The 17,603-nt window shown below is 36.5% G+C and carries 15 protein-coding genes; all 15 read left to right on the forward strand.

The genetic code is table 11. The annotated features are described in order from the left end of the window. The first annotated feature begins 3 nt into the window (after nucleotides 1–3). The 15 genes from MHI47_RS06265 to ymfI all read left to right on the forward strand — a co-directional run bounded on the left by MHI47_RS06265 (nucleotide 4) and on the right by ymfI (nucleotide 17,575). Complete coding sequence (locus MHI47_RS06265) at nucleotides 4–276, forward strand: YlmC/YmxH family sporulation protein (RefSeq protein WP_093535061.1); 273 nt, start codon at nucleotides 4–6, stop codon at nucleotides 274–276. Then, complete coding sequence (locus MHI47_RS06270) at nucleotides 273–1,073, forward strand: NAD(P)-dependent oxidoreductase (RefSeq protein ID WP_340830065.1); 801 nt, start codon at nucleotides 273–275, stop codon at nucleotides 1,071–1,073. Before MHI47_RS06265 ends, MHI47_RS06270 begins: the two co-directional genes overlap by 4 nt. Beyond that, nucleotides 1,073–1,660, forward strand: a complete 588-nt coding sequence (locus tag MHI47_RS06275) for a dipicolinate synthase subunit B (protein ID WP_093535057.1) — start codon at nucleotides 1,073–1,075, stop codon at nucleotides 1,658–1,660. Before MHI47_RS06270 ends, MHI47_RS06275 begins: the two co-directional genes overlap by 1 nt. A gap of 77 nt (nucleotides 1,661–1,737) precedes the next feature. Next, nucleotides 1,738–2,784, forward strand: coding sequence for an aspartate-semialdehyde dehydrogenase (locus tag MHI47_RS06280; protein ID WP_340830067.1), 1,047 nt, complete (start codon nucleotides 1,738–1,740; stop codon nucleotides 2,782–2,784). A 2-nt stretch (nucleotides 2,785–2,786) separates the two neighbouring features. Beyond that, nucleotides 2,787–3,668: a 4-hydroxy-tetrahydrodipicolinate synthase gene (gene dapA, locus MHI47_RS06285; protein WP_340830069.1), complete on the forward strand. Its 882-nt coding sequence runs from the start codon at nucleotides 2,787–2,789 to the stop codon at nucleotides 3,666–3,668. Between the two features lie 399 nt (nucleotides 3,669–4,067). Then, nucleotides 4,068–5,735, forward strand: coding sequence for a ribonuclease J (locus MHI47_RS06290; protein ID WP_093535051.1), 1,668 nt, complete (start codon nucleotides 4,068–4,070; stop codon nucleotides 5,733–5,735). Nucleotides 5,736–6,070: 335 nt separating this feature from the next. Further along, a complete protein-coding gene (locus MHI47_RS06295; RefSeq protein WP_340832011.1) occupies nucleotides 6,071–8,320 on the forward strand; it encodes an FtsK/SpoIIIE family DNA translocase in 2,250 nt (749 codons plus the stop codon). Between the two features lie 198 nt (nucleotides 8,321–8,518). After that, a complete protein-coding gene (locus tag MHI47_RS06300; RefSeq protein WP_093535049.1) occupies nucleotides 8,519–9,247 on the forward strand; it encodes a GntR family transcriptional regulator in 729 nt (242 codons plus the stop codon). 46 nt (nucleotides 9,248–9,293) lie between these two features. Next, a complete protein-coding gene (locus tag MHI47_RS06305) occupies nucleotides 9,294–10,379 on the forward strand; it encodes a BMP family lipoprotein (protein WP_093535047.1) in 1,086 nt (361 codons plus the stop codon). A gap of 144 nt (nucleotides 10,380–10,523) precedes the next feature. After that, a complete protein-coding gene (locus tag MHI47_RS06310) occupies nucleotides 10,524–12,074 on the forward strand; it encodes an ABC transporter ATP-binding protein (protein ID WP_093535045.1) in 1,551 nt (516 codons plus the stop codon). After that, complete coding sequence (locus MHI47_RS06315; RefSeq protein ID WP_093535043.1) at nucleotides 12,064–13,110, forward strand: ABC transporter permease; 1,047 nt, start codon at nucleotides 12,064–12,066, stop codon at nucleotides 13,108–13,110. Before MHI47_RS06310 ends, MHI47_RS06315 begins: the two co-directional genes overlap by 11 nt. A gap of 1 nt (nucleotide 13,111) precedes the next feature. Beyond that, complete coding sequence (locus tag MHI47_RS06320; RefSeq protein ID WP_093535041.1) at nucleotides 13,112–14,071, forward strand: ABC transporter permease; 960 nt, start codon at nucleotides 13,112–13,114, stop codon at nucleotides 14,069–14,071. A 208-nt stretch (nucleotides 14,072–14,279) separates the two neighbouring features. Continuing rightward, nucleotides 14,280–15,557 (forward strand): EF-P 5-aminopentanol modification-associated protein YfmF, encoded by a 1,278-nt coding sequence (gene yfmF, locus MHI47_RS06325; protein WP_340830071.1) that lies wholly within the window; start codon nucleotides 14,280–14,282, stop codon nucleotides 15,555–15,557. After that, nucleotides 15,550–16,851 (forward strand): EF-P 5-aminopentanol modification-associated protein YfmH, encoded by a 1,302-nt coding sequence (yfmH, locus tag MHI47_RS06330; protein WP_340761960.1) that lies wholly within the window; start codon nucleotides 15,550–15,552, stop codon nucleotides 16,849–16,851. The genes yfmF and yfmH overlap by 8 nt, the downstream gene beginning before the upstream one ends. After that, a complete protein-coding gene (gene ymfI, locus MHI47_RS06335) occupies nucleotides 16,844–17,575 on the forward strand; it encodes an elongation factor P 5-aminopentanone reductase (RefSeq protein ID WP_340830073.1) in 732 nt (243 codons plus the stop codon). Before yfmH ends, ymfI begins: the two co-directional genes overlap by 8 nt. The last annotated feature ends 28 nt before the right edge of the window (nucleotides 17,576–17,603 follow it).

The raw sequence follows: 17,603 nt of genomic DNA on the forward strand, positions 1-17,603 counted from the left end.
TGATTGTTACTTTCGGAACTTGCAGAAAAAGAGCTGATCCAAGTTAAGGACGGGGCGAGATATGGCAAACTAGCAGACACTGAGTTACTCTTCAATCCTGAAAATGGGAAAATAGAAGGTTTTGAAGTTTTTCAAAAAACAGGATCCTTTTTTCAAGGAAATAAATCAGCGAAAAAAAAGGAATTTATCTCATGGGAAGAAATAATTCTCATTGGTAAAGATAGAATTCTGTTTAATGAGGCAAACAATGAAATTGGAAATAGTGAATATTCGTGAAAGAAAAATGTGCAATCATAGGTACAGACGCCCGTCTATCGTTTTTGAAGGAAACATTAGATAACGAACTAGAAGTAAAAATCTTTCCAACGACGATTTGGACGGAAGAACTAAAAGTCGCAATAATGGATTATCAACCTACCATCATTTTTTTACCTATTCCACCATTACAAATAGATAGTTCTTTCGTTTTGCCTGAGTCATGTCTTCTCCTTTTCGTTGGAAAAACGAATACAGAAATTGAACAGGAAATACAAAATAGCCAGGTCCATGCTTTTTATTATTTAGAGGATGAACAGTGGATTTGGGAAAATGCAAATCTTACAGCAGAGGGATTTATATATAACTTTTATAGAAGTGAAAACGAATCTATTTATAATAAAAAATTCATCATAACTGGGTATGGAAGAGTGGGAAAAAGACTTGCTTTTGCTCTACATCATTTAGGGGCAGAGGTAATTATCTCGGTTCGCTCTGAACATCAATTATTTGAGGCAAAAAGCTATGGATATCAGATAGAACAATTTGAGCATGTTGTTCATAATCAAGAAGCAGATACCAGCTATCTGATAAACACTATTCCAAACAGATGGCTGAGCACGTCTGATACGGCTAGATTTAAAAAAGTGTATGATCTAGCTTCAAATCCAGGATGTTTACTCGAGTCAGCCAATTCAATCCCAACAAATTATATCCATTCAACTAGCTTACCAGGATTGTATTTTCCCAAAGATGCAGGATATTTGATAGCAAAAGCTGTGCAAACTCAATTGGCTCTACTGGAGGGGGAAAAATAGTGTTAAAAGGTTTTCGAATTGGATTAGGAATAACTGCTTCTCATTGTACTTATGAGGAAGTTATCCCAATGATTAAACAGTTTACTGATCTAGGGGCAACTGTAGTTCCTATTATTACGTATTCTGTATTAACTGCGGCAACACGTTTTGGAACAGGGGAAGAATGGATTGAGAAAATAGAAGAGGCAAGTGGTAGTAAAGTAGTGTCAAAAATAGTGGAGGCAGAACCATTTGGACCTACAAACCCACTGGATTGTATGGTAATTGCTCCGATGACAGGCAACTCTATTAGTAAGCTTGCAAATGCCCAAACAGATTCACCTGTGTTGATGGCGGCAAAAGCAACATTGCGAAATGGAAAACCAGTAGTTCTTGGAATATCCACAAATGATGCATTAGGATTGAATGGAATGAACATTATGAAATTACTTTCTACTAAAAACATATACTTTATCCCCTTTGGCCAAGATAATCCTCATAGCAAACCAAACTCACTCATTGCTGACTTTACAAAAATAATTCCAACAGTTGAACATGCGATTCAATTCAAACAATTCCAGCCTTTGCTCATAAGTCATAAATTATAAATATTGATGAAGATGTATTTTCATGTATAATAAAATACAATATCAAAAATAGCATAGGTCTAGGGGGAGAGCTTTTCATGTTACAAGGTTATACAGTAGCAATTGTAGGAGCGACAGGAGCAGTCGGTCAAAAAATCATTGAAAAATTAGTAGAAAGAAGTTTTCCATACAAAACGTTAAAGTTATTAGCTTCTAAAAAATCAGCGGGTAAACAAGTAGAAGTAGATGGAAGTTCTTATACTATTGAAGAAGCAACACCTGAAGCTTTTGAAGGTGTAGATGTAGCATTTTTCTCTGCAGGTGGTTCAATTTCTAAAGTTCTAGCAAAAGAAGCCAGCAATAGAGGGGCAATCGTAATTGATAACACAAGCGCCTTCCGGATGGATAAAGATACACCACTTGTAGTTCCTGAAGTAAATAAACAAGCCTTACATGAACAAACAGGGATTATTGCTAATCCAAATTGTTCCACTATTCAGATGGTTTGCGCACTTGAACCAATTCGTCAGAAATTTGGTCTAACCAAAGTAATAGTTTCAACTTACCAAGCGGTATCGGGTGCCGGAGCTGCTGCAATTAATGAATTGACAACACAAAGTGAAGGTATAAAAGATAAACAAGCAAAACCAGAAATCTTACCTGTTAAAAGTGCTGAAAAGCATTATCCTATCGCAGGTAATGTTATTCCTCAAATTGACGTGTTCACCGAAGATGGATTCACTTTTGAGGAACATAAAATGATGGATGAAACTAAAAAAATTATGTCTTTACCAAATCTTGCTATTGCAGCAACTTGTGTAAGAGTGCCCGTTGTTACCGGACATTCCGAATCTGTCTATGTAGAGGTAGATCAAGAGAATGTATCAATCGATCAGCTAAAACAACTACTTGCAAACTCAGAGGGGATTACGTTACAAGACGCTCCTGACCAACAATTTTATCCTATGCCGTACTATGCAGATGGTAAAGACGACGTATTTGTAGGACGTTTAAGAAAAGATCCTTCCAACGATAAAGGATTTCATATGTGGATAGTATCAGATAATTTATTGAAAGGTGCAGCGCTAAACTCTATACAAATTGCAGAAGCACTTATTGCTGAAGGTATATTAAAAGAGGTGTAAAAATGAAGATAGGACCAATTGCTACGGCAATGGTTACCCCATTTCAAATAGATGGTTCCATCAATTATACTGTGACAGAATTATTAATTGAACATTTACTTTCGACAGGGACTGACTCTCTTGTCGTTTGTGGGACAACAGGAGAATCTCCAACTTTAACAATGGAAGAAAAACTTAAATTTATTAAATTCGTAGTAGAGAAAGTAAACAAAAGAGTACCTGTCATTGCAGGTACTGGAAGTAATAGCACAGCCGCATCCATTGACTTGTCTATAAAGGCTGAGGCTCTGGGAGTGGATGGCCTAATGATTGTCACCCCTTATTATAACAAACCCAATCAACGCGGGCTGATAGCTCATTATGAAGCTATTGCAAATGAAACAATACTGCCAATTATCATATACAATATTCCAAGCCGTTCTGTTATCAATATGGAACTTGATACATTGGTAGCTTTAAGTGAAATACCCTCCATTAAGTTTTTAAAAGATGCTAGTGGTAATTTAGATCAGATGACTCGAATAATGGCTAAAACAAAAGGGAATTTAGAAGTGTATAGCGGAGATGATTCACTGACTCTTCCATTACTAGCAATAGGGGGTACTGGAGTAATTTCGGTTGCTTCCCATATTGTAGGAAATGATATGAAGAAAATGATGGAAGCTTTTCAAAATGGAAATCATACGGAAGCTGCAAGAATTCATCAATCATTATTGCCGTTAATACAGGCACTCTTCAAACACCCCAACCCGATTGTCGTAAAATATGCGCTTTCTAAGATAGGATTAGAAGTGGGAAGCTTACGCTTACCACTCACTGAGATGACCGAAAGAGAAAAGCAGGAATTTGATGTAATCTGGGATGAATATTTGAATACTCAATAATTTGGCAGAAAGGCTGAAGATTTCCTATTTCAGCCTTTTTTTTATTTGTGTGAATCGCTGACGTCCGATATAATGAAAATACGTGGATGTTGGTCGGGTTAACTTCTTTTATAAAAAATTTAACAAGCTAACGTAAATAGATATCTCCCACCCTTGGAAAGGGCGGAGAGACGAATACTAATTAATAAGTAATAAAGATTCAGGAAGTACAAGCATTTGCTAGAAAGTAAAGCTTTCGGAGGATGTAAAAGGTGTTGAATGGAGACTTAGACTACAGAAAGCATAAAATCGTATTACTATTCGATAGTTGCAAACTGAACTGCATGACGCAGGACTAAGCACCATACACATCTAGATACAATTTCTCTGAGGCGTAATTGATTTATAGGAGGAAAAGATTTGGTAAAAGTAAAAAATGAACTTATTCGAATTATACCGCTCGGTGGAGTTGGAGAAATCGGAAAAGCAATGTACGTAGTAGAAATAGATGAAGAAATTTTTGTCGTAGATAGTGGTTTAATGTTCCCAGAAAATGAAATGCTAGGAATAGATATTGTAATTCCTGACATTACGTACTTAGTAGAAAACAAGGATCGTGTAAAAGGGATCTTCTTAACACACGGTCACGAAGATGCGATTGGTTCCATTTCATATTTACTTCAAAAAGTACAAGCACCGGTATATGGCTCTAAACTGACAATTGCTTTAGCAAAAACGCATTTAAAAGCGTTACCGACGAAACAACCAGTCAAGTTTTTCGAAGTAACAAATAAAAGTCGCATGAATTTCCAAGGAACCTATGTTACTTTTTTCCATACAACGCATAGTATTCCTGATTCTCTTGGGATTGTATTCCATACGTCTGAAGGTGCAATCGTTCATACCGGAGAATTTAAGTTCGACCAATCGGCTAAAGGAAAGTATCGTCCTGACATAGCAAAAATTGCTGGTTTAGGAGAAGATGGTGTATTTATACTTCTATCTGATTCAACAGAAGCAGAAAGACCAGGTTATACAACTTCTGAAGCAGTAATCGAAAACCAATTATCAGAAACATTCCACGCTGCTAAAGGTCGTATACTAGTCGCACTATATGCATCTAATTTTATTCGAATTCAACAAGTTATTGACAAAGCAATTGAAACAGGCAAAAAAGTCGCAATTGCAGGAAAAAGCTTAGAAAATATTTTCGAAATAGGGTTAGATCTAGGGTATTTCACTGTAGAAGAGGAGACAATTATTTCTATCAAGGAAATCTCTAAATACAATGATGAAAATATTGTAGTTATTGTCTCAGGTACACAAGGTGAACCACTAGAAGCCTTAGAAAAAATGATCCGTAAGCATCATAAAGATATTAAAATAAAAGATACAGATACTGTCTTGATCACGTTTACACCTTCTCCAGGTATGGAAGTAGGAATGTATAATACGATGAACCAGATTGCAAAAGTTGGAGCAAAAGTTCTTACTTCTGAAAAAAATGTTCATGTATCAGGTCATGGTAGTCAAGAAGATTTAAAAATGATGTTAAATCTAACAAAACCTAAATACTTTATACCAATTCAAGGGGAATATCGCATGTTGATAGCCCATTCAAAATTAGCTCAAGCAATTGGTATGACCAAATCGGAAATTTTCATCGCCGATAAAGGGGATATCGTAGAATATAAGAGTGGTAAAATGAGAATGAGTGGTCGAGTTCAAGCTGGCAATATCTTAATAGATGGAATCGGTGTTGGAGATGTAGGCAATATTGTTTTACGCGATCGCAAGCTGCTTTCACAAGATGGTATATTTATTGTTGTTGTTACTTTAAACCGAGCACAGAAGAAAATTGCTTCTGGACCAGAAATTCTTTCGAGAGGATTTGTTTATGTTCGTGAATCTGAAGAACTAATGGAAGAGTCTGCTAAGCTGGTCAGAACTGTTGTTGAAAAATATGTGAATAAAGAAACGTTTGAATGGACAAACATTAAACAAGAAATCCGTGATACGCTAAATTCATATTTATTCCAACAAACCAAAAGACGTCCAATGATTATCCCTATTATTATGGAATATTAATATGAATAAAGGATTTCCTTTCCGAATACGGAAGGAAATCCTTTTTATCTTAAAAGACAAGAAAGTATATAAAAAAGTAACTTGAATAAGTCATCCGTGGCAAGGGAAAGAATGAATAGTATTCTGATTTAATACAGTTGGACTATTTCTGCGTGTACGACTAGTATGAGGGAAATGTCTGTTCATAATCCTCCCGAAAACGTTCGTTGCCTGTTTAAGGACCTGGCGCATATTTCTGTTTTTTCTTCTAATAGATTTTTAAAATTACTTAGAAAGTAGGTGACACTTTGGCAAGAAAGAAAAAAAGACCAACTAAAAAGCCGTCTAAAAAAACAATGCATCCGCTCCTTTATGAAATTATTGGACTATTAATTATTGGATTATCCATTATTTCGTTTTTTGAATATGGGCTTGTGGGTGAATTTTTGTCTTATATTAGTTATTTCTTATTTGGGAATTGGCATATTGCAGTTCCATTTATGCTAATCGTGTATGCACTTATTATAATGATCAAACAATCCGTACCGGCATGGAACCATAGATTACTTTTAGGCTGTGCTTTTGTTTTGGGAAGTTTATTGTTATTTAGCCATATCGCATTATTTCAACAATTATTTGAAGGAAAAGCATTAGTAACCAACTCTGTTTTAAGAGAAAGCTATCGCGTTCTAGTAGAAAGCGGTGGGATTACCAATAGAAATACCTCATTAGGCGGCGGAATAATAGGTGCAATACTTTTTGCATCATTCCATGTTCTGTTTGCTTCGGCCGGTGCAAAAGTAGCGGGCTGGCTAATGTTATTTATAGGAATTGTGTTACTGACTGGAAAAGCCTTAGTTCCTTACTTAGTAGAAACGTTTCCGAAGCTAAAAGAAAGCTTCCTAAACAGACCGAAAAAAAAGAAGAAAAAACCTACACCTACAGCTACTCCTGTTAGTGGTCAGTCCCGTCGAAACAAAAAACAGGCTGCACAGGAAGAGGCTGTAACTGTAATAGAAGCAGTTCCTTTAGAAATAGAAGAAGAGGAGCAGTCTACTTCACCGATCATTTCTGCATTTACCGAACGTATAGCTAGAAAAGAAGTGGTAGAGCAGCCATCTGAACCCGTTGAACCTATAGAGATTAATTTGGAAAATGAAGCAGTTGAGAATGAAGATTATCAACTACCCTCTATTAGTTTGTTAGATGCACCTGCTCATAGTGATCAAAGTGGTGAATTGAATGCGATTCAAGCTAATGCTAAAAAACTAGAACAAACATTTTTAAGTTTTGGTGTTAAGGCAAAGGTTACTCAAGTTCACTTAGGTCCAGCAGTAACAAAATATGAAGTTCTACCTGATGTAGGGGTGAAAGTTAGTAGGATCGTTAGTTTACATGATGATCTAGCTTTGGCCTTAGCAGCGAGAGATATTCGGATTGAGGCACCTATACCTGGGAAATCGGCGATAGGGATCGAAGTCCCAAATAAGGAAGTAGCTATTGTAAGTTTGAGAGAAGTTTTGGAATCAGAAGAAAATAATATGCCGAGTCAGAAGCTATTAATTGGCTTTGGACGCGATGTAACTGGGCAAGCTGTGCTGGCCCAATTAAATAAAATGCCACATTTACTAGTAGCTGGATCTACTGGGAGTGGGAAGAGTGTTTGTATCAATGGCATAATTACAAGTATAATGATGCGAGCAAAACCGCATGAAGTGAAAATGATGATGATTGATCCAAAAATGGTAGAGCTTAATATGTATAATGGGATACCGCATCTACTTGCGCCCGTTGTAACGGACCCACGAAAAGCATCACAGGCCTTGAAGAAAATAGTCTCTGAAATGGAAAGAAGATATGAGTTGTTTTCTCATACAGGCACAAGAAATATGCAAGGGTACAATGAGCATATTGACAGATGGAACGAAGAGAATGAAGAAAAACATCCGAAACTTCCGTTTATAGTGGTTATAGTAGATGAATTAGCGGACTTAATGATGGTTGCTTCTAGTGATGTAGAAGATTCTATCACTCGCTTGGCTCAGATGGCTCGTGCAGCTGGGATTCATTTGATTATTGCTACACAAAGACCGAGCGTTGACGTGATAACAGGGATTATTAAAGCTAATATTCCTTCAAGAATTGCATTTGCTGTTTCCTCAGCAATTGACTCCAGAACTATTTTAGATATGGGAGGAGCAGAAAAACTATTAGGTAGAGGGGATATGTTATTTCTTCCAGCCGGTAGCTCGAAGCCAGTCCGAGTACAAGGGGCATTTTTATCAGATGCAGAAGTTGAAAGAATTGTAGATTTTGTTATTGAACAACAAAAGGCTAATTATCAAGATGAAATGATTCCAGATGAAGTGCAAGAGTCGGCAGAACAGTTAGATAGAGATGAATTATATGATGATGTTGTGCAACTAGTAACTGAAATGCAAACTGCTTCCGTCTCATTACTTCAAAGAAGATTTAGAATTGGTTATTCCAGAGCAGCCAGAATTATCGATCAGCTAGAACTTAGTGGGGTTGTCGGACCTTATGAGGGAAGTAAGCCAAGACAAGTACTGGTTTCTAAACACTCTGTGGATGATGATATTATGTAACCTAAAAGGTTAAATAGTATCACACTTTATAGAAAAAGTATGACAAAATAATTACAAATTCACATACTTTTTGTATCAACTTTTAAAATAATATAAATAAAAGTATTTATTTCATGTATTAAAAATGTTATAGTATGACTGATTAGTAGGAAAGTTTTACATCAGAGGTCTGATCTCTTCAAAATGGTGGTGTTTTAGATGACAATAAAAGTAGACCATCGGCATTTATATTTACAAGTGATTGATCGTCTTAAACAAGACATCGATAAGGGCATATTCAAAGAAAAGGAAAAGCTTCCTTCAGAATTTGAATTGGCCAAGTCATTAGGAGTAAGTCGCGCAACTTTAAGAGAAGCTCTTCGCTTATTGGAAGAAGAAAATGTAATAGTCAGAAGACATGGAGTGGGCACGTTTGTAAATTCTAAGCCCATTTTCACGTCTGGTATCGAACAGCTTTCTAGCGTCTCATCTATGATTCGTAAGGCTGGAATGGAACCAGGTACAGTTTACTTGAGTTCTATGCAAGCGATTCCATCTGAGGATGATATTTTAAGATTCCAGTGTGGAGATGAGCAATCGATTGTTACAATGGAACGTGTCCGTACTGCAAATGACGAACCGGTTGTGTATTGTGTCGATAAGGTTCCGAAAAATTATTTACCTAATGATTTTCTCATTAGAGAAGAAGGCTCTATTTTTACTGCATTAGAAGAGTCTGGAGAAATACATATTTCATATGCGGTGACTTACATTGATCCTGTGGGTTACCACGAGATCGCATCTCCTACTTTGAACTGTGAGCCAGAAACTTCCTTGCTTGTTTTAAAACAACTCCATTACGATGAAAACGATCGTGTGGTTTTGTACTCGAAGAATTATTTTCGAGCGGATAAATTTAGCTTTCACGTTGTTCGGAAAAGGGTGTAAAATGCAACAATTCCTGCTAATAAGAAAATAAATGGGGGTTTTCAAATTGACAAAACGTAAATTTGGATTAGGTCTATCACTAGTACTTGCTGCTGGAACTATCCTAGGAGCATGTGGGTCTAAAGATGAAGAAACAACTACACCAAAAGATTCAGAAGGAACAGGTTCTGAAGGTACAACTGAAGCAGTAGATTTTTCTCTAGCAATGGTAACTGACGTTGGTGGGGTTGATGACAAATCATTCAACCAATCAGCTTGGGAAGGTATTGAAGCGTTTGGTAAAGAAAATGGTCTTGAAAAAGGCGATGGTGGATATGACTACCTTCAATCAACATCAGATGCAGATTATATTACAAACATAAATAACTTAGTACGTCGCGACTTTGATGTAGTATATGGTATTGGATTCCTAATGGAAGAACCAATTAAAACGATTGCTGCACAACAAAAAGACGCTCAACTTGCAATCATCGATTCAATCGTTGATGCTCCAAACGTTGCTTCTGTAATGTTCAAAGAGCAAGAGGGATCATTCCTTGCAGGTGTTGCTGCTGCTCTAATGTCTGAGTCTAAACAAATCGGTTTTGTTGGTGGAATGGAAATTCCGGTAATTGAACGTTTTGAAGCAGGATTCTTAGAAGGTGTTAAAGCTGTAGATCCATCTATTAAAGTAGATGTTCAATACACTGGTAAATTTGATGATGCTGCACTTGGTAAAACAACTGCTAACCGTATGTATTCTTCAGGCGTAGATATTATTTTCCACGCTGCTGGTGGTACAGGTAATGGTGTATTTGCAGAAGCAAAAGAACGTAAAACAAAAGATGCTAACGCAAACGTATGGGTAATCGGAGTTGACTCTGACCAATACGAAGAAGGTGCTGTAGGCGATACTAACGTAACACTTACTTCTATGTTGAAAAAAGTTGGAACTGCAGTTCAAAACATTGCAAAAGATGCAATGGCTGGAAACTTCCCAGGTGGAACAACTGTAACTTATGGTTTAGCTGAAGAAGGTGTTGGTCTTGCGGATTCTCGTGGAGCTATTCCACAAGATGTTCTTGACCAAATTGATGAGTTCACTAAGAAAATCGCTGATGGGGAAATCGTTGTTCCTGAAACAGTAGAATAATAATATTAACGAACATCATAAAGACCGATCTCTCTCGGTCTTTATGATATTTTAAATTAGTAGACGAAAGATTTTAACTATTCAAAAGTCTAGAGTCTTTCGTGTATTAATTTAGTACTAGTATGATAGTGGGGAGTGAGTTCATTGGATTATGTAATAGAGATGCTTGGCATAAGGAAAGAGTTTGGATCGTTTGTTGCAAATGATAACATTACCCTTCAGTTAAAAAAGGGAGAAATACATGCTCTTTTAGGAGAAAATGGTGCTGGTAAATCCACGCTTATGAACGTTTTGTTCGGATTATATCAACCAGAGGCCGGCGAGATAAAAGTAAAAGGAAAGACAGTTAAAGTTACAGACCCAAATGTTGCCAATGATTTAGGCATAGGAATGGTGCATCAGCATTTCATGCTCGTTGAAAACTTTACAGTAACAGAAAATATAATATTAGGTAATGAATTAACTAAAGCTGGTATGGTGAATATTAAAGATGCAGCTAAGAAAATTCAAAAATTGTCTGAAATGTATGGATTAGATGTAGATCCTAATGCGAAGATTGAAGATATTTCGGTTGGGATGCAGCAACGAGTTGAAATTTTGAAAACGCTTTATCGTGGTGCGGATATTCTTATTTTTGATGAGCCGACTGCTTCACTAACTCCTCAAGAAATAAATGAACTTATACAAATTATGAAACGCTTAATACAAGAAGGTAAATCGATTATATTAATAACACATAAGTTAAAAGAGATTATGGATGTATCTGATCGAGTAACAGTTATTCGTAAAGGTGAAGGAATTGGTACTGTTATAACTGCAGAAACAAATCCCAATGAATTAGCATCATTAATGGTTGGTAGACAAGTAGAATTCAAAACTGTTAAAAGTGAAGCTAATCCAACAGACGATACACTTGTTGTTAAAGACCTAGTAGTCGCAGATTATCGTGGTATTGATAAAGTAAAAGGCCTAAACCTAACAGTCCGCAAAGGAGAAATTCTAGGGATTGCTGGTATTGATGGGAATGGTCAAAGTGAGTTAATCGAAGCAATCACTGGTCTTCGCAAAGCAAAAGCCGGTTCTGTTTCGATAAACGGGAAAGATATTACGAACAAAAAGCCACGTAAAATTACGGAGGCTGGTGTAGGGCATATTCCACAAGATCGTCATAAGCATGGTTTAGTTTTAGACTTTTCAATCGGACATAATATTGCATTACAAACTTACTATCAAAAACCTATTTCAAAAAGTGGAATTATGAATTATAAAAAAGTTTCTGAGTTGGCGCAAAAAGTTATTAATGATTTTGATGTGCGAACGCAAGGAGAGCATACACCTGCTCGTGCACTGTCTGGAGGAAATCAGCAAAAAGCAATTATTGGACGAGAGGTTTTACGTGATCCAGATTTGTTAATCGCAGCTTTACCGACACGAGGCCTTGATGTAGGAGCTATTGAATTTATACACCAACGTCTTATTGAACAACGAGACAACGGAAAAGCGGTACTTCTACTTTCATTCGAATTAGATGAAGTTATGAATGTATCCGATCGTATTGCAGTTATTTATGATGGACAAATTGTAGATACATTATTGCCAAAAGAAACCTCAGAACAAGAACTTGGTTTATTGATGGCGGGTCAAAAGAAGAATTCAAACATAGCTAAACAGGGGGATACAACTCATGTCGAATAGAGTAGTCAATATACTTGTCCCTGTAATTTCTGTTATTTTAGGATTACTTGTAGGTGCCATTGTCATGCTGGTAAGTGGGTATGATCCTATACTAGGTTACACGGCACTATGGAATGGTATTTTTGGAGATGCTTATGCAATTGGAGAGACAATTCGTCAAATCACTCCATATTTACTTGCTGGTTTATCCGTGGCATTTGCTTTCCGTACAGGACTATTTAATATCGGGGTGGAAGGGCAATTATTAGTTGGATGGTTTGCCGCTTCTTATGTAGGGATTGCATTTGATCTACCGATGTATATCCATCTACCATTCGCTATTATCGCAGCAGCATTAGCTGGAGCGGCCTGGGCTTTTATCCCAGGTTTATTAAAAGCGAAACTACAGGTACATGAAGTAATTGTAACAATTATGATGAACTATATTGCCTTACATACAACAAACGCTTTAATTAAAGTGGTGTCGGATGGTGGAGACAATACTGGAACGATTAATGCTTCGGCTTCATTGAAATCTGCATTTTTCGAAAGTATTACAGATTACTCTCGTTTGCATTATGGTATTTTCATAGCTCTTGCTATGGTACTGCTAATGTGGTTTATATTAGAAAAAACAACAACTGGTTATGAGTTAAAATCGGTTGGATTTAACAAACATGCATCTGAGTATGCAGGGATGAATGTAAACAAAAATATCATTCTTTCGATGGTTATTGCTGGAGCATTTGCTGGATTAGCTGGTGCTATGGAAGCATTAGGTACGTTCCAATATGCAAATGTTAAGGGTGGATTTACTGGAATTGGATTTGATGGAATAGCAGTAGCTTTATTAGGTGCCAATACACCACTAGGAGTAATTTTCGGTGCGGTGTTATTTGGATCATTAAAATACGGAGCTCTCAATATGCCAAACGAAGCTGGTATTCCAGTAGAAATCGTTTCTATTGTAATAGCTATTATCATATTCTTCGTAGCGTGTGGATACGTTATTCGCTATTTCCTAGAAAAAGCGAACAAGAAAAAGGAGGCGAAGTAATATGAGCTTCTTAGATGTTTTATATTTTATTATTCCAGCAGCTATTTTCTATGCAGCTCCGTTAATCTTCGTAGCAATAGGAGGAGTCTTCTCCGAACGTTCTGGTGTTATTAACATCGGACTAGAAGGTTTAATGGTTATGGGAGCATTCATCGGTATTCTATTTAACTTAATGTTCGTGGATACATTTGGCGCAATGACTCCATGGGTTTCGTTAATCGCAGCAATGCTTGTATCCGGATTATTCTCTGTTATGCATGCTGTAGCATCGATTTCTTTCCGCGCGGATCAAACAATATCCGGGGTTGCGATCAATATGCTAGGTGTTGCAATTGCTCTTTTCTCGGTGAAAATGATCTATGGTAAAGGGCAAACAGATTATATTCAAGAACGATTTATCCGATTCGATATTCCATTCTTGAGTGATTTACCAGTAATTGGACCTATGTTATTTAAAGATGTATATGGTACCTCTATTTTAGCGATTGGTATCGCTGTGATGGCTTGGTTTGTTATTTATAAAACTCCATTTGGATTACGTCTCCGTGCAGTTGGGGAACATCCAATGGCAGCAGATACAATGGGTGTAAATGTAACAAAAATGCGTTATATTGCAGTTATCCTATCAGGTGCGCTTGCAGGTTTAGGTGGAGCAGTATATTCTCAATCGATTTCTGGTGAATTCAGTCATACTACTATAAATGGTCAAGGGTTCATGGCACTGGCTGCCATGATATTTGGTAAATGGCATCCACTAGGAGCGCTTGGAGCGGCATTATTCTTTGGATTCGCTCAAGCATTAAGTATAATTGGTGGACAAATTCCATATGTGAAAGAAGTGCCAACATACTTCTTACACATCTTGCCTTATGCTTTAACTATTTTGGCGGTTGCTGGATTTATTGGAAGAGCATACGCACCAAGAGCAAGTGGGATTCCTTATATCAAAGGAAAACGTTAATTGATAGTTTTGTAGTGAAGATACTCTAAACTTTTTATAATTTGATTGGAACATAAATCGACAGTCAAGTATTCAATGCTTAAAATTTAATGGAAAAAATGGAAGAGGGGCCAATTAATTGGTCCCTTTTTGTTTGTACTGATATAATTAGAGGATGTATAGTGAATCACTATCTGAGATACACTAGAAAGAAAAAGGGGGATCACTTATGTTTCAACAATTTGAACTTGCAAGTGGCGTAAAGCTTTTTGTGAGACCAACAGAACAATTTAAAACGATCAATATATCGTTCAAATGGAAACAACCATTAACAGTAGAAAAAGCTGCTGTGCGTGCAGTATTAGCGAATATCTTACAATTTAGCAATGAAGTATATCCTACAAATGTAGCTTTTAGAAAACGTTTAGATGATTTGTACGGTGCCGTCTTATACTTTGATACGACGAAAAAAGGGAGCCACCATATTTTTTCATTGAACGCAGAAACTGTAAATGATGCATACTTATCCAATGAAAAAATTGTCGATGAAGTCTTTTCTTTATTACATACGGTTATTTTCAAGCCAAATTTGGTGAATGGGAAATTTGATGAGTCGATTGTTAAACGAGAAAAAGAACAGGTTATTGAACGTATTCAATCTATGTATGATGACAAAACAAGATACGCTCAACAGCGCTTGTTAGAGAATATTCGCCCTAATAGTCCTGCTTCCATAACGTCTAATGGGACAGTAGAAGCTGTCAAAGCAATTACAAACGATCAACTGATTGATATGCATCATGATTTACTAACAAAAGATGATTTATCCATCTATATAGTAGGGGATGTTAACGTGCAGGAAATAAAAGATAAAATGCAAAGTCATTTTTCTTTTGCTGATCGTACAGAGAAGATTGTAAAAGCAGTAGATATACCAAAAGAAAGTAATAACAAGGAATTTCTTCATGAAATTCAAGATATGAAACAAGGTAAGCTCCATATTGCTTATCAAACACCTATCACATTCTTCTCGGAAGAATTTCCGGTTATGCAGCTGACGAATGGTATTTTAGGTGGATTTTCACATTCGAAGATTTTTATGAACGTACGTGAAAAGGAAAGTATGGCCTATTATGCATCGAGCAGTTATTCTTCGCTCTATGGTTTAATCTTTGTGCTAGCAGGAATAGATTCTAATTTACAAGAAAAAGCAGTTGCATTAATCGATGAACAACTAAAAGCATTGCAAAACGGTGAAATCTCTGACTTAGAATTAAATCAAACGAAATCCATGCTTACCAATCAGTTGAAAGAAGCTTTGGATTCAGCACGTGCTCAAATTGAAATTTATGATCAATATAAAGAGCTAAATACCTCTTTCACTGTTGAAGAATGGGTAGAAAAATGGATGCATGTTACAAAAGAAGAAATACAACAAATGGCTTTAACAATTGAAAAGGAATTTGTTTATTTCCTTTCAGGTAAGGAAGGTGCAACAAATGAATAAAGAGTATTTTCAACAATTAGATGAAACATTATATAAAGAAACACTTCCAAATGGATTAGATGTCTATATTCTTCCTAAAAAAGATTTCTCTAAGACATTTGTCACTTTTACCACAAAATATGGCTCGATTGACCGTGAATTTATACCTCTAGGTAAAGAGGAGCCTGTTGTTGTTCCTGATGGAATTGCCCATTTTCTAGAACATAAAATGTTCGAAAAAGAAGAAGGAGATGTATTCCAAAAGTTCAGCGAAAAAGGGGCATCTGCGAATGCATTTACTTCTTTTACGAGAACAGCGTACTTGTTTTCTTCGACCGACCATGTTTTAGATAATACGAAAACTTTATTGGATTTCGTGCAACAGCCATATTTTACAGAACAGACAGTAGAAAAGGAAAAAGGAATAATTGGTCAAGAAATTACTATGTATGATGATCAACCAGATTGGCGTTTATACTTTGGAACAATCGAAAATATGTATAAAGAGCATCCAGTAAAGATTGATATTGCTGGTACAATTGACACGATTAGTCATATTACTGCAGAACATCTTTATGAGTGTTACAACACTTTCTATCATCCATCAAATATGGTGCTTTTCGTAGTGGGAGCTGTTAATCCAGAAGAAATGATGGATTTCATCAAAGCAGATCAAGCGGCGAAGAAATTCGAGGAGCCACAAGAAATTAAACGTTTCTATCCTGAAGAACAAAAAGCAGTGGATATAAAAGAGCGTACTCTTCAGATGGATGTTCAAAAGCCTAAAGTTTTATTCGGTATTAAAGCTAGTAATACGGATATTTCCGGTGATGAAATGTTAAATTACGAGTTGGCAATGCAAGTTGCGATTGAAATGATATTTGGCAGAAGTTCTGCATTTTATCAAGAAATATATGAAAATGGTTGGATTGATGAATCTTACTCTGCTGATTTCTCTATGGAGCAAGGATATGGATTTACAATGATTGGTTCAGATACTGTTAATCCAACTGAACTAAACGACAAAATAAAAGAAACGATTAAGCATTTTGCTTCCAATTGGAACGTAGAAGAACAGGACTTACAACGTATTGTCCGTAAAAAAATAGGCTTTTTCTTACGTGCGCTGAATTCGATAGAATATATTGCCAATCAATTTACTCGTTATTCATTTAATGACATGAATTTGTTTGATGTAGTGCCAGCTCTAGAAAAACTTACAATGGACCAAGTGAAATCGGCATTCCTATCGTTAGCAGACGAAGATGCTCATACTGTGTTTACCATATTACCTTTTGAGAAACAAAATGACTAAAAAGTTTGCATTAGTGCTAGGTGCATCTGGTGAAATTGGTTCCGCAATTTGTCGTAATCTTGCAGAAGCTGGTTGGTCCTTGTACCTTCACTATGCTAATAATAATAAGCGTATTGAAAAGCTGTTAACAGAACTAAATGAGTCCTATTCTGAACAAGAGTTTATGGTTGTGCATGCGGATATGAGTAAGGCAGATTGTATTGAAAAAGTTGCAGATAGCATCTTCGCCCTTAATGCAATTGTATTTGCCCAAGGGCATAGCCTTTACAAAGGATTAGAGGATACTACTATAGATGAGATACGTTTGTTGTTTCAAGTGCATGTAGAACATCCTATGGCCTTATTAGGAAAACTAAATAGCAAGCTTCGACAACAGACTAGTAGCTCAGTCGTCTTTGTAGGTAGTATATGGGGAGATACGGGTGCATCTTATGAAGTGGCTTACTCTGCTGCTAAAGGTGCTCAGCATGCTCTTGTAAAGGCTTATGCTAAAGAGGTTGCCTTACAGAGGACAAGGGTAAATGCAGTTTCTCCAGGTTTTATCGATACAAAGATGAATACCCATATTGAAGAAGAAGCTCGTCAGCTGATTTTGGAAGAAATCCCTGCCGGTATTTTGGGATCTCCACAAGATATAGCGAATGCTGTCGCATTTTTAACGAGCGAAAAGGCAAGTTATATAACCGGTCAAGTTATTCGAGTAAATGGAGGATGGTATATTTAATTTCCTCCTTACTGTTTTTTATAGTGAG

It is taken from the genome of Psychrobacillus sp. FSL H8-0487 (assembly GCF_038008385.1).
GTDB lineage: Bacteria > Bacillota > Bacilli > Bacillales_A > Planococcaceae > Psychrobacillus > Psychrobacillus psychrotolerans.

What these genes read in the sequence shown, in the direction of transcription:
- MHI47_RS06280 (WP_340830067.1), top strand. Translation starts at nt 1,738, where the DNA reads ATGTTACAAGGTTATACAGTAGCAATTGTAGGAGCGACAGGAGCAGTC.
- dapA (WP_340830069.1), top strand. Translation starts at nt 2,787, where the DNA reads ATGAAGATAGGACCAATTGCTACGGCAATGGTTACCCCATTTCAAATA.
- MHI47_RS06295 (WP_340832011.1), top strand. Translation starts at nt 6,071, where the DNA reads ATGCATCCGCTCCTTTATGAAATTATTGGACTATTAATTATTGGATTA.
- MHI47_RS06300 (WP_093535049.1), top strand. Translation starts at nt 8,519, where the DNA reads ATGACAATAAAAGTAGACCATCGGCATTTATATTTACAAGTGATTGAT.
- MHI47_RS06315 (WP_093535043.1), top strand. Translation starts at nt 12,064, where the DNA reads ATGTCGAATAGAGTAGTCAATATACTTGTCCCTGTAATTTCTGTTATT.
- MHI47_RS06320 (WP_093535041.1), top strand. Translation starts at nt 13,112, where the DNA reads ATGAGCTTCTTAGATGTTTTATATTTTATTATTCCAGCAGCTATTTTC.
- yfmF (WP_340830071.1), top strand. Translation starts at nt 14,280, where the DNA reads ATGTTTCAACAATTTGAACTTGCAAGTGGCGTAAAGCTTTTTGTGAGA.
- yfmH (WP_340761960.1), top strand. Translation starts at nt 15,550, where the DNA reads ATGAATAAAGAGTATTTTCAACAATTAGATGAAACATTATATAAAGAA.
- ymfI (WP_340830073.1), top strand. Translation starts at nt 16,844, where the DNA reads ATGACTAAAAAGTTTGCATTAGTGCTAGGTGCATCTGGTGAAATTGGT.